Source organism: Nordella sp. HKS 07, assembly GCF_011046735.1.
Taxonomy (GTDB): domain Bacteria; phylum Pseudomonadota; class Alphaproteobacteria; order Rhizobiales; family Aestuariivirgaceae; genus Taklimakanibacter.
In genome coordinates, this window is record NZ_CP049258.1 from 5751867 (window position 1) to 5765138 (window position 13272).

The 13272-nt window shown below is 58.7% G+C and carries 11 protein-coding genes; 5 read left to right on the forward strand and 6 right to left on the reverse strand.

Going from position 1 to position 13272, the window contains the following annotated elements; genetic code table 11:
- The first annotated feature begins 227 nt into the window (after positions 1–227).
- The 4 genes from G5V57_RS27080 to G5V57_RS27095 all read left to right on the forward strand — a co-directional run bounded on the left by G5V57_RS27080 (position 228) and on the right by G5V57_RS27095 (position 3000).
- Positions 228–671, forward strand: a complete 444-nt coding sequence (locus tag G5V57_RS27080; protein WP_165171207.1) for a hypothetical protein — start codon at positions 228–230, stop codon at positions 669–671.
- A 112-nt stretch (positions 672–783) separates the two neighbouring features.
- Positions 784–1503, forward strand: a complete 720-nt coding sequence (locus G5V57_RS27085; RefSeq protein WP_165171209.1) for a hypothetical protein — start codon at positions 784–786, stop codon at positions 1501–1503.
- A gap of 263 nt (positions 1504–1766) precedes the next feature.
- The gene (locus tag G5V57_RS27090; protein WP_246737389.1) at positions 1767–2222 is read left to right on the forward strand and encodes a glyoxalase/bleomycin resistance/extradiol dioxygenase family protein; all 456 of its coding nucleotides are present in this window, start codon (positions 1767–1769) and stop codon (positions 2220–2222) included.
- Between the two features lie 457 nt (positions 2223–2679).
- Complete coding sequence (locus tag G5V57_RS27095) at positions 2680–3000, forward strand: hypothetical protein (RefSeq protein WP_165171211.1); 321 nt, start codon at positions 2680–2682, stop codon at positions 2998–3000.
- 647 nt (positions 3001–3647) lie between these two features.
- Here G5V57_RS27095 and G5V57_RS27100 read toward each other — a convergent pair.
- The 6 genes from G5V57_RS27100 to G5V57_RS27125 form a co-directional block, all read right to left on the reverse strand.
- Positions 3648–3905, reverse strand: a complete 258-nt coding sequence (locus G5V57_RS27100) for a helix-turn-helix domain-containing protein (protein WP_165171213.1) — start codon at positions 3903–3905, stop codon at positions 3648–3650.
- A 201-nt stretch (positions 3906–4106) separates the two neighbouring features.
- Positions 4107–5621, reverse strand: coding sequence for a site-specific integrase (locus G5V57_RS27105; protein WP_165171215.1), 1515 nt, complete (start codon positions 5619–5621; stop codon positions 4107–4109).
- A gap of 600 nt (positions 5622–6221) precedes the next feature.
- Positions 6222–7337 carry a nucleotidyltransferase family protein gene (locus G5V57_RS27110; RefSeq protein WP_165171217.1) on the reverse strand — a complete coding sequence of 372 codons (1116 nt, stop codon included), beginning with the start codon at positions 7335–7337 and terminating at the stop codon, positions 6222–6224.
- Between the two features lie 14 nt (positions 7338–7351).
- The gene (locus G5V57_RS27115; RefSeq protein WP_165171219.1) at positions 7352–8557 is read right to left on the reverse strand and encodes a PqqD family peptide modification chaperone; all 1206 of its coding nucleotides are present in this window, start codon (positions 8555–8557) and stop codon (positions 7352–7354) included.
- 827 nt (positions 8558–9384) lie between these two features.
- Complete coding sequence (locus G5V57_RS27120; protein ID WP_165171221.1) at positions 9385–9873, reverse strand: hypothetical protein; 489 nt, start codon at positions 9871–9873, stop codon at positions 9385–9387.
- Positions 9794–10222 (reverse strand): hypothetical protein, encoded by a 429-nt coding sequence (locus G5V57_RS27125; protein ID WP_165165511.1) that lies wholly within the window; start codon positions 10220–10222, stop codon positions 9794–9796. The genes G5V57_RS27120 and G5V57_RS27125 overlap by 80 nt, the downstream gene beginning before the upstream one ends.
- A 436-nt stretch (positions 10223–10658) precedes the next feature.
- Here G5V57_RS27125 and G5V57_RS27130 point away from each other — a divergent pair, with 436 nt between their 5' ends.
- Positions 10659–13064, forward strand: a complete 2406-nt coding sequence (locus tag G5V57_RS27130; RefSeq protein ID WP_165171223.1) for a phosphoketolase — start codon at positions 10659–10661, stop codon at positions 13062–13064.
- Positions 13065–13272 lie beyond the last annotated feature (208 nt).

Genomic DNA, 13272 nt, shown 5'->3' on the forward strand with positions numbered 1-13272 from the left:
ATGATGGCCAACGGCACGGTATCACCAGGCGGGCGGCGAAAGAGATCCGCGTCTGGCTGCCGTATCGAGGCCGTAAGTTTTCCTTTAGCCAGGAGCAGGATTCGCAGCGCGAGTTACTGGCGGCGTTTCGGCGAAAAATCGGGCCTAACCCGGTCGCCGCCCCGTGCAATTATGAGCCTTCACAATTCTGTTCCGGCATCTAGGCTCAACAGGGATGGAGGCAACCAATGAGAGTTTTGCTAGTCGCCGCCCTTCTGTGCAGCACATGGTCGCCTTTGGCGCTCGCTGAGGACGAGCCCACAACATACATCTGCAAGACGGACCAAACGACGGGCTTTTCATACAAGAACGGCGTCTGGAAACCGCAGAATGAATGGAAGCAATCGACGTTTGTCCTCCAGTACATGGGGGGCATGCCCGAAAAGTCGTATTGGGTTCTCACAAGGCTCGGATTCCCTCTTGCGTTGGCTGATTGTGATGACAGCTATCTCGACTCATCCAAAAAAAAGCGGGTGCGGGGCCCCCTTATCAGCTGCACCGGCATCTCGGAGATGGAGATGAACACAACGACGCGGGCATTCATCTACTCGAACATCCAAAACTTTGTGGATGATTTCGATCAGGAAAATACAACGCCAACACTCAGCACAGGCAAGTGCTCGCCATTCTGATCTTGCAATAATCCATTCGGGAGCCTCGCCAATTGGTAAAGTTGGGAAAAAGGGTACCATCCCACAATGCACATGGCGTCGAGCGGTTCACCATGGGAGCTGTGAAAAAGACGTGGCTCGACGACCGATCATAGCCGCCGTTGGCGGTAGCAAGAACTTCGAGGAAGGAAAGGAATTCGGGCGCGAGGTCACCCGCCGGCAATGGATCCTGCTGACGGGCGGAGAGCTTCGCGATGAGAGAGACGTGGCGCGGGGAGGGGCGCTGAAGGAGTCTTCAATGCTTGGAGCCGCGGAGGAAGGCGTACCGCGTCGGCCGGCGCGTCTCGTGGGGATCATTCCAGACGGGCAACCTCCGCCGCTGCCTTGGATGGCCGAGGGTCGGCATTTCTTCCTGAGGACCGGGCTGCTCCACAATATCCGCAACGTCATCAACGCGCGTACGCCGGACCTCGTCGTCGCTTTCGGGGGCGGCGCGGGTACGCTGGCCGAAATCGCCTTCGCGCTACAGGCGGGACGCCCTGTCATGGTGCATCGAGGCTGGAACCGGCTTCAGCGGAACATTGAAAGGTATTTCGGGCGGCCACTTTTGCTGCAGGAATATCTTGGCGATCCTCTGATGGCTTATCCCGAGGCCGGCGACATGCACCATCTCCATGCCTTACTGCAGGAGTTCTTCGCGACGACCGCGCCGGCGGAGGTCTCAGCCGAGAGTTTGCTCGACACGATCGCACAGACGTTGAATGTGGCTAGCCCGACGGGCTTCCCGGGATTGCCGGGGTGTCCGGGAAGCAAGGACGAGTTCGAGCGCGTCATCAGGGCGATCTCACGATGATTTCTTGGCTATGTGCGCGGTGATCCTCGCGGTGGCGGCGCTCACCGTGGCGCGCCCCAAGGCCGCCATGGCGAGAGCCCCAGCGCCGGTGCCCCAGCGAAATATTCGCATGATTGGCCGATCCTAAATCTCGCGATAACTCGGCCGAGCCGCACAAGCCGGAACCATTGCCTCATGTGAAGGTTGGTTTCGAGATACCGCGCAGCGGTTGTTTGCGCGCGTCAATGTTGCGCGTGTCTCGATCCCGAATAATGGAGGTGCCTGTGAAGCCGGTTCCTGAAGGATTTCATACCGTAACCCCTTATCTGACCATTCGTGGCGTTGATAAGGTCATGGACTTTATCCGTCAGGCCTTCAACGCGGAAGTCTCGCATGAGCCGATCAAGCGCCCGGACGGTAAGATCATGCATGCTCAGGTCAAGATCGGAGACTCCTGCGTCATGCTCGGGGAAGAAAGCGAAGAGGCGAAGGCGACTACTTCCACGCTCTACCTCTATGTGCCCGATGTGGATCGGGTCTATCAGCAAGCGGTCAAGGCCGGCGGTAAATCGGTAATGGAACCCACCGATATGTTTTATGGCGACCGCTATGGCGGCGTGAAGGATTCATCCGGCAACAGCTGGATGATCGCGACGCACAAAGAAGATGTGGCGCTGCCGGAAATGCAGCGACGTGCCGATGAATTCATGAAGCAGCACAATAAGGGCAAGGCCGCCTGAGCCGCGAGGGCGCGCGGGGGGCCGGTGGTCCCCACATCCTGCATCCGTGCGGTGGCACTTCGCATCCGAGCCAACTCAGACTGATGTGAGTGATGCGAAAATGTCACTCAAGACAGAACGTTAAGCAAGGAATTTGCGCGCACTTAACGCGGCGTGCGGATTCCCGCTAGGGTGGTGGTGTCTGCCTCGCCAATGCCCGCGGAGGGGCCGACAACCCCGCCCTGGCTGCACTAGCCTTGGCGGAAGATCCGCACCTTCACCGTCGCCGCCAATCGCGACCGAGAGTGGCGGCGAAAGGTTGGCTGTCCGAATCGCGGGAATTTGGTTACTGTTGAATTGCCGGCGAGGAATTTGCCCCATTCTCCGGCAAGCTTCACATCGAAGCCCCGTCGATGCCTCCCTTGGCGGCGGGGCTTTTCTATTTGCGGTCCCTTGCCCATTTCAGAGGTTAAGTTCCATGGCCGATACCACCCCGTTTGAGTACAGCCTTAAATCCTATCAAAAGGTGCTCGATGATGTTGACCAACCCAAATTCATGGACATCGTGACGAAGGGCAGCGCGACCGTCGAGCAGTTGCTTGATCGGGTGCTTGGCTTCGCTCATGTTCGCCGCTGGGCACCTCAACATTTGCTCGATCACTGCTTCGTCGCGCACTACCTGCTAGGCAATAACCTCGCCATAACCGGTTACCCGGGGAATGATCCAGTGCCGCCTTCGCTCGACCGCTTTCTTCGCGTCTTTAGAATTCTCGCGATCACCTATCGCGCCACCAATTAAAAGTTGTTTGGGCCGAGAGCTTTTGCCATCTACCGCTTGAGCGCTTGCAGGTCTGCGTAATTGCATGTCGCAGCTTTGGGAACGTCTGCCCCGGCTTCTAAATCTTTGCGGATCGCTTCGAGCGCCGCCTCGAGCTCGGCCTCGCGGTCGTCTTTCTCTGTCGCTATGTGTCAGGCGTGGCCTTATCTTCAATCCGACTTCTTGATCGAGCAAGGGCCAGAGCTTTTTTTGGCATTGGCTTATTGCAGACGCCTCTGCTTCCGCTTTGGACGGATAACCCCAGGCCATGCCGCAGGCAATTCCCGAAACTCCGCCAGAACTCGGGTTCGTTACCGCGAAAGCCCTATGCTTCGGTTTCGTCTGAAATTGCATTCTTTGTGCCAATGCGGAATTTGTAGCGCCAAGCCAAGGTCGAAAGGAAGAGCAACGTGCAAAAGAATGATGCTTGCGCTAAGTGCAGCGTCAATCGTCCGGCGTCTCGTTTGCATGCGTTTCACCCCCTTGCGTAGCGAAACGGCCCACGAAATTAGGCATGTAGGATCAGAAAAGCTTTCGGGTTTTCCGCCAATCTTTGCGATTTGCTGCCAGCGCCAACCAAAGATGGCGGTGATAGAGGTGCACGCTCTAAAATAGCGCGTCTGGCCGGATCAGGTCGACTGCCCAAGGTGATCGAGATAGCCGAGCAGCGAATCAACCGTGAACTTGCTGATCTTGCCGGATTTGAGGTCGGACATGCGCGACTGATCGACGCCAAGTTTCTTGGCAGCCTCGTTCTGGGTCCAGCCTTTTCTATTGAGCTCCTCCTGCACCTTCATCAGAAGAAGCGACCGACGCTCCATCGCCATTGCTTCGATGGGATCATCATAGAGTGCGTTCCAGACGCTCCCATGAGTGATGTATGACATGGTTGAAGCCTTTCTCGATCTGGCTACGTGAGCCATTGTCCCCTACATGCGTCTTGCCCATATTGATACGTTTTTTTGGCATGGGTTATCATTTCGTCGACCAAAAGTAGCAAGTGAGGCAAAGAACTTAGTCTAGCTTCTCAGCCTACTATTAGACGTTTCAGAAAGTGGCTCTATTAGTATGTTAGTCGCTAGCAGGACTCACAGGGGGAAGCCGTCGAAGTGAACCTTCTCCAAGGCGTCCTTCATAGCCTCAATTGCTGAATCGTGAATATAGGTTGCGCCCGACGATGAATCATCATGACCGGTGATATCATCGCTGATGGAGCGGGGAACGCCGGCCCTGGAAAGCGCGGTCTTGAGGGTATGCCGGAAGCTATGAAATTTTTTCCGGGCATCATCGACCCCGACTGTTTTCTTGTAGGTCCGGAGGAACCACCGGGGAATAAACTGAGAGTAGGGTTGTTTTTCGATCTTCCCCGCAGCCTTGGCGCGGGCCAGTTGATCCTGGCCTTGCCCATACCACCCAGGAAACAGGTGCGTCTCGCCGGCTTTCCTCAGCTGAGCTATCCGCTTTGCGAGCCCCAAGCGGACCAAAATGCTATGAACCGGCACAATCCGGAGAGACTGGCCGTTCTTTGTCTCCTCCTCGATCGCAAATGCCAGGATCTGGCGTTCATGCCGAACGCTATCGAGTTTGATCTGGGCAATCTCACTTGCCCGCATGCCGGAAAACAGCGCAATCAACAACGCCCATTGGCGTTCCGTAGTGAGCCTGTCCTTCCTAAACTCGGGAGGGGCGAAGATCCGGCTGAGATCGCCGGGCGTGAACGGAACGCGACTAGGCCGGTTCTCGCCTTTCTTTCTAGCGACTTTAACGCCGCTCGCCGGGTTGTCTGGGATCACCGCGTTGTCGACGGACCATTTAAGGACGGTATGAACGCGCGGGAGCCATTTCTCATTGATCGTGGTGACGTTCAGAGTTGGGAAGGGGACTGTTCGCGCCTCATTCTGAGCGATCGCGTCGGGCAATTTTGTACCAGGGAAGCGCTTTGTGTAGTTGGATGGAGTCTTTAGCAGGGCATCCTTGAAGCCGAGAACGTCCAGCCGTGTAATTTTATAGATGGGCTTCGCCTCTCCCAGGTGCTCCTCGAACATGCGGACGGCCGTCTCATACTCATAGTTGGTCGCGGACTTTGCGCCTTTCTCCTGGGTGACAAGGTCGACAATATCGCTAAGGGGCTTCGTGCTGTTCGGGCCGATTTTCCTTGCGCGGATCGCGGCGGACGCATGATCAGGCTCGTCTATGAGCAAGGGGTGCTCCGGCTTAGCTGAAAAGTCGCCGTCGTCGCGGGCGGCCGTGATCCGCACATGCTCTAGTTCAGCAATGGCGAGTGTCCGGGCAAGTTCTCGCCATTCGGGCGTATTTTCGACTACGCCTGTATGGGCCTTGGCTTGAAAGGTTTGCACGATCCAGCCGACAGTCTCACCAAGTTCGGCATTGGAAGCGGTGCCGGCGATAGCTCTACGGAGCGCCGCAACGTAGCTGTCATCTATGCCGACCGACGCATATGCGCTGTTTGAGTTTCGGAAGGCCTCATCAAGGCCGGTCTGTTCGTCAAAGTGAGCCCGAGCCATCTGGCGCGGGGTGAGGGGCCTCCCCGCTGGCGCGGGCCTTTTCACCCAAGCACGCGCCTCATCCAGGCGCGCCTGCATGCCGGCGACAGCAGCCGGCAATCTCCGGAGTGCAGTCCGCCTATCGCCGCCCAGGGGCTCTAGAAGCTCACGCTTACCGACAATCGGCCTAAGGGCTTCCGGAACCCCCAGCCTCGCAAAATGCCGCCCATCGCGAACAAGTAGATATCGAACCTTTGCCGCCATTCCTGCCACCGTCAGACATTTTAATTTTGTAGCAGATTTTGTAGCAGAGAAGTGGAAATAAGAAAGCAAAAAGAATAACTTGTATAAAAATCAGCGCCTTATATATGAGCGGCGGAATCTCCCTCCGTCTCCGCCAACCAACCTTTCGCCGTTGGCCACACATCACCGAAAACCCCTGAATTTACTGCATTTCTGGTGCGGCTGCCTTCCGCTTATTCTCGCGCCTTTTCGACTTATGCCCGGGGGTCAGAAGCGCCTTGACCGGGTGCTTTGAAGGAAAGGCATGCAATGCTTGCAGACGTCCGAATTCGCAAGATGAAAACCTGCTGGCAAACCGTAAAGATGGCGGAAGGTGGCGGGTTTCGTCTATTCGTCAGCCATCGGGCGGAAAACAGTCTCCGGCCATTGGCCTGTCAGGCGGCCGCCAACACTAGATCAATCATGCTTCCAGAGCCGGCGTAGCCGACGAACGCCACGACGGTGATATCCGGTAGACCAAATGTTCGCCGCGAGATGCTCGCGCTCCTCGCGCAGCCTGAAGAGCTTGTCGATCCTGGTCCATCCGAACCAGACAAGCCGGCGTAGCCGGCCATTCTCATCCAGCTGTTCCAGCCCTAAGAGCGCGCGCGTTTCCAGGTTATCGATCAAGCCGCCGTCTCGCGGGCGAGCGACATAGTCGGGAAAGAGACGGGCAGCGAGACCAAGCTGCGTCCACGCCCATCTCCTGACACCCTCGCTGGCGAAGCGATCGAGCAACTGTCGCGTATGGTCCTGGTTGCGGCAAAGAAGGGCCGTCTCGAAGATACTGCGCAGGAGAAACATCCTGGATCGGGACAGATAGCGGTCGAAACGGTCATGTCCGATCAATTGCGCGAGCTGATCAACGATGTCCGGTATCCTTACCTGTGTGCCATCAAGGTCGACAAGCGTCGATCTCGCCTGCACACCTTCCGCGCCACACAACCCATGCCGGCTTGACAGGGGTTCGGAATGGATCTCGATCACCGCGGCATCACCGTCTCGTCTGAGCGGGGGTAGATGCTTATACTGTGTCGACCATTCGGCGACGTTCTCCTGAAAGCCGTAGCCCAGAGAGCTCAGGCAAGCCACCGCTTCGGGCAGGCGGTCGCGAGGAATGAGCAGATCGAGATCGCGCATGAAGCGCCAACCGGGATCCGGGTAGAGGCCGTCGACCAGCCGAATGGCGCCCTTCAGGAGAACAGGTTGGATGCCGACTTCGTTGAGGCGGGCCGCGGCTTCAGCGAGCTGCAGGCGTAGCGTTTCGTTGCGACTACTGTTCTGGGCGTGCATGAACTCCAGATATGTCCTGAAGTCCTCGGGCAACAACGGCCCGATCTCCGGGTCCGCGATACAGGCTGCAAGCATCGGCGTGACGAGATGGCGCCCGGCCAGTTGCGCGAAGCTGACGAGATCGGTTGCTGGGTTGATCAGAGCCGCTGCTGTAGCGGTATCCAGGCGTCGCCCGCGCTGCCCGGCCGAGAGACACGCACAAAGGAGGTCCAGCGGCCGGAGATCGCGATGGGGCGCCAAGCCGCGGCCCGGGCTCAATGCTCAGGCCCGAACACAGGCGGTGGGACAGCAGCCGCCAGTTCGTCGTGGGACTGGTGAATCGTATCCCAGAGGGAGCGTACTACGCGAACCGCGTCGTCCAAGCGGCCGTAGGAAATCTCGTAGGCCGCAAGCCCGCGCCACCAGGCGAGGAATTCGGCAAGCCCAGCGTCGGTGGAGGGCAGTATGCTGCCTCCCTCTCCCAGCAAGGTGAGGGAGCGAAGGTGATCAAGCCGGGTCAGCTTGACCGGCGTACCCTTCACATAGCGCGGAAATAGGACTGCGGCTGCCGGACGACCGGCCGCATCAGCTGAAGCGGTACCGTTCCTGGGCCAAAGGAAGCGCATCCTCCGAGCGCCGAGGCGGACGGCCGGCGCCTCGGCGAGTTCCGGAAACATAGCCCCGATGACGGGCCAGCTGCCCTGCTTGATGCTGATCGCCAGCGGCACAGGCCGAATGAGCCTGGTACCCTTCTCAAGCGGCACGATATCGTCGGCGACGAACCCGAAGCCCGCGTGGAGCAGACTTGCCAGCAGAGTGCTCTTGCCGGCACCGCTGTCGCCGCAGACCAGCAGACATCCCGTCGGAGTCGCCACAGCACCGGCGTGCAGCAAAGCAAGCCAGGAGCGCCGGCTTCCAGCCGAAACGAGCTGCCGGACCACAGCCCATCGCGCCACGGGTGCCGTGGCCAAACGGTCAATGACGCGGCCGTCGCGCGCAAGTACAAACGCGCCGCGATCGCGGTATAGGGTCAGGCAAACCTCGGGGGCAGTTCCATCAGTGACGATTGCGGGAGCGGCAAGGGGGGCGAATGCGGCGGCAACGTTGGCAGAATGGCAGACCACTCTGACCACGACCTCGCCGACCCGGTACGCAGCATCAAGTGCCGGCGATTCTTGTGGCGGGTCGGCCACGACGACGTCCAGATCAGTTGTCGCGCGTGGTCTGAGAAGTCCCGCTTCGTGCACCGCGGCAATAAACGCCTCAAGGTCGCGCTGAACCGCAGCCGCATCGCTTCCATGCTCCCGCGCGAGATCAGAAACGATCGCCGCCTCGCGACCGCCCTCTCGCAGCAATACCCACGCGCGCGCGGCAGTATGGTTCAAGTGAAACAATCTGCCCGTCAGTGCCTCGTAGATCACAGCCCCGTCACAGTACGGTGCAGTAGCGATCCGGTCGGGCTGATCGACAAAGCCGTGCATATCTCGCGAGAACGCCTCGTGTCAGGGCTTCTTGTTCTGACCGGGCGGACCAGTATGCGTGTGGTTCTTGTCGCCAAAGCCATTCCCCGGCTTCGTGCCGCCGCCGCCGCCGCCTCCACCGCCACCGCCACCGCCATAACCGGCCTGCGCCCGCTTGGGCTGGGCTAGCAAGGCTAACGCTGGTGCTGCGTATGCGAAGCGCCCGATCTTTTTCAGTACGGCGCGGCGTGCCACTTCGTGGCCATCACCGGACTCTTGCTGCGGGGGCGCGTGGTCTTCATCTCTGCGGGAGGTACTCATATTTGCCCTCTTACTTCGCTATTTTTACGAAGAATTGCCTCATAATCTGGGGCAAATGCATTGAGCTATCAATATATCGAACGATTTAGTCGTTCCGTTGGAAAAAGCGGAAATAAATCAGATGCTTGATCGCAGGCAAGCCGAGCCGCGGAAGTTTTTGGCTGTATCCAGCCAGGAAGACCGACACCGCAATGTGGTTCTTCCCGCTGTCTTATTTCCCGACCAGGTGCTTATGAATCAAGTCAAAAGGTAAGTTGTCGCCTTGAGGTCACATTGGTCCAAGCTCATCCCGGCTGGGATGCCGCTGCCGTTCCAGCTCGTCGCGGGCTGAGCAGGCCTAATGCTGTCTCACAAGAAGTGCTCTTCAGTTTGTTTGAATAGCAAAACGTCTTGGGAAGGCAAAGCCGCATCGCAATGTTCAGATCCAACTAGTCGACTGCTCCGCGGACGCGACGTCTGTTCGCACGCCGGGGAGCGCCAGCTCGCGATCGTGGAGCTGCTTCAGCCACGATCGCGTCGGCTCGGAACTATTTGCCCGCAAGAAGCGCGTCGAGCGCGGCCTTGGTTTCCGCACTGACGGGCGTCTTGTTGGCGGCCGCATTGAGAGCATCCGTCTCGGCTTGACTGGCCTCTTGGGCCGCCGCCAATGCTGCCTGCGCGGCAGGATCGGCCGCCACCGCATCGGCTTTGGCTTGTTCTTCGGCAGATTGCGCGTCCGCAGCGATATTCGTCGCGTCTTCTACGGCCTGCTCCGCAGCGGCGATGGCCGCCGGCGTTGCGGCTGGGTCAGCCTTGAGATCGGCGAGCGTCTGCTGCGCAGCTGCCAGGTTCGCGTCGGCCTGGTCCGACGCGGCGATAGCTGCCTGCGCGCCCGGACTTGCCGCTATCGCGGCAGCGACGGCCGCCGCTGCAGCTTTCTCTGCTTGCGTCGCCGCCTCAGCCGCCGCCTTGTAGGCCGCGATCTTGCCGACTCGCGAATTGGGGGGATGCGTTGGCCAGGGCCGTGGGAGATGCATGGGCCGCATTCAGCGCGCCAAGCTGGCTTGAGATATTGCCCTTACCCTTGGTCTTTGCTTTGTTCGTCGAACCGCTTTGCAGTGAGGCGCTCTTGCTATGGCCGACTGCCTTCCCTTGAGCGCCCGCGGACTTGCCCTGACTGCCATTGCCGCCATTGCCGCCATTGCCATTACCGGCGCCGCCATTCCCCTTGCCCCCGCCGTTGCCCTTGCCGCCACCATTACCGCCCTTGGCGGCATAGGCCTGGTCATAGGAAACCAGTTTGCCGGCATTGAACAATGAAGGCGCAGCGACGAGCAGGGTGGTCAGTGAAACAACGAGCAATGCATGGCGTGATTTCAGTTTCATGAAAGGCCCTCGTACTATTTTCGATTTGTGCCATCCACTTTCACAACCTTATCTCGATTTGGAGGCGCGGGCTATAGTGGAGCGACATCACCCGGGGATCTCCGTCAGACAGTCATTTTGTCCAACATCAGGGCAATGAGAAAGCTCGCCAATGTCCACCATTCGCCGATGACTACGCCCGTACAAATGCGGCGGCCAGCCGCCTGATCGACCTTGCACTTCGTACTTGATCCGTCTGGTCGACACTTCGTTCCGGGCGCCAAGTCGGCGCCTGAATAGTAATCGTGTTGATCGTCAATGCGTTTCGCTCTCATTTCCAACTCGCTGAGTGTGATATGCTTATCGAGTGAGCAGCATTTTTGCTCTTCCTGTGATTTGAGACGTCGACGGAATGGCATGGACCTATCCCGGTGACGCGGCATCGAAGGAGAAAGCAATGGCAAATACGCTGTCTGGCAACGAAGAGAAGCTCTTGGACGCGTACTGGCGGGCCGCCAATTATCTGTCTGTCGGCCAGATCTATCTCTATGACAACCCGCTCATGAAGAAGCCGCTGACGAAGGAGCACATCAAGCCGCGTCTCCTGGGACACTGGGGAACTACGCCGGGTTTAAACTTCATCTATGTCCACCTGAACAGGGTGATAAGGCAGAACGACCTGGACATGATCTATATCACCGGTCCTGGGCATGGCGGCCCCGGGCTGGTGGCGAATGCATATTTAGAGGGAACCTACAGCGAAGTTTATCCGAATATCAGCCAGGACGAAGCGGGCATGAAGCGCCTCTTCACGCAGTTCTCGTTTCCAGGCGGCATTCCAAGTCACGTGGCACCTGAGACGCCCGGTTCAATTCATGAGGGAGGCGAACTCGGCTACGCGCTCTCCCACGCCTATGGGGCAGCCTTCGACAATCCCGATCTGGTCGTCACCTGTGTCGTCGGCGATGGTGAGGCGGAGACCGGGCCGCTGGCGACAAGCTGGCACTCCAACAAGTTCCTCAACCCGGTGACCGACGGTGTGGTTTTGCCGATCCTGCATCTCAACGGCTACAAGATCGCCAATCCTTGCGTTCTCGCGCGCATCAGTCACGAAGAGCTGGATCAGCTGTTCCGTGGCTACGGCTATACGCCGTATTTCGTCGAAGGGGACGATCCGAAGAAGATGCACGAGCTTATGGCGAGCACGCTGGACAAAGTCTTCGGCGCGATCCGGCGGATCAAGGCCGATGCGAGCCGCAACGGTTTTACGAAGCGTCCCCGCTGGCCGATGATCGTGCTGCGCACGCCGAAAGGGTGGACTTGTCCAAAGGAAATCGACGGCAAACGCACCGAGGGCTATTGGCGCTCTCACCAGGTGCCGATGGGTGCGATGCACGAGAATGACGCTCATGTTCGTATTCTCGAGGACTGGATGAAGAGCTACCAGCCCGAGAAGCTCTTCGACGAGAGTGGGCGTCTGCGGCCCGATTTGGCGGACCTCGCGCCTCGAGGCGACCGCCGCATGAGCGCCAACCCGCATGGCAATGGCGGCCTGCTGCTCCGTGACCTCCGCCTCCCGGATTTCCGTGACTACGCCGTCGAGGTGACGGCACCTGGGGCGGTTACGGCCGAATCCACGCGGGTCATGGGCCGGTTTCTGCGCGACGTGATGAAACTCAACATGGAGGAGCGAAATTTCCGCCTGTTCAGTCCAGACGAGAATAATTCGAACCGCTGGCAGGATGTGCTCGAGGTCACCAATCGTGCCTGGGTCGCGGAAACCCATCCCTGGGACGATCACCTCGCACCCGACGGGCGGGTCATGGAGATGTTGAGCGAACATCAGTGCCAAGGATGGCTGGAGGGTTATCTTCTCACCGGCCGGCACGGCTTCTTCTCATGCTACGAGGCGTTCATTCATATCATCGACTCGATGTTCAACCAGCACGCCAAGTGGCTTAAGGTGTGCAATCATATACCGTGGCGTCGTCCTATCGCTTCGCTGAACTATCTCTTGTCGAGCCACGTCTGGCGCCAGGATCACAATGGCTTCAGTCATCAGGATCCCGGGTTCATAGATCATGTCGTCAATAAGAAAGCCGAAGTCATTCGCGTCTATCTGCCTCCCGACGCCAATTGCCTGCTTTCGGTGACAGATCACTGCCTGCGCAGCCGGAATTACGTCAATGTCGTCGTGGCCGGCAAGCAGCCGGCGCCTCAATGGCTGACGATGGATCAGGCGGTCAAGCACTGCACCGCCGGGCTCGGAATCTGGGAGTGGGCCAGCAATGACCGCGGCGCTGAACCCGATGTGGTGATGGCGTGTTGTGGCGATGTGCCGACGCTCGAGACCCTAGCCGCGGTGGACCTTCTTCGCAAATACGCGCCTGAGCTGAAAGTCCGCGTCATCAATGTCGTCAATCTGATGAAACTGCAGCCGCCGAGGGAACACCCTCATGGCCTTTCAGATAAGGATTTCGACACGCTGTTCACGACCGACAAGCCGGTCATCTTCGCCTTCCACGGCTATCCATGGCTGATTCATCGGCTGACATATCGGCGAACCAATCACGAAAACATCCATGTGCGCGGTTATAAGGAAGAGGGTACCACAACGACACCGTTCGACATGTGCGTGCTGAATGATCTCGATCGCTTCCATCTTGTCAACGATGTGATTGACCGGGTGCCGAAGCTCGGCGAGCGTGCCGCCTATGCGAAGCAGGCGATCCGCGACAAGCTCCTCGACCACCGGGAGTTCATCACGCGCCACGGTGACGACATGCCCGAGATTACCGGTTGGAAGTGGGGGCAGGAGGCAACGGGCGCAGATGTCCGTTCGACGGAGGCCGACAACGTCTGAATTCGGTTCGCGGTCAGGACTGACCGATGATCGACATATCAAACCATTCGCGGGTGGTACCTGACATGGAAGGAGGCAAGGTGGTCAGCATCGGCAACGAGGGCAGCAAGGTCGTCCGCTGGATGGGCTGGTACAGGCCGCGATAGCGCTGACGAATTTCAAAAACTGAGTCGAGCGGACGATGGTCTAGAGCATCGGACCGAAAAGT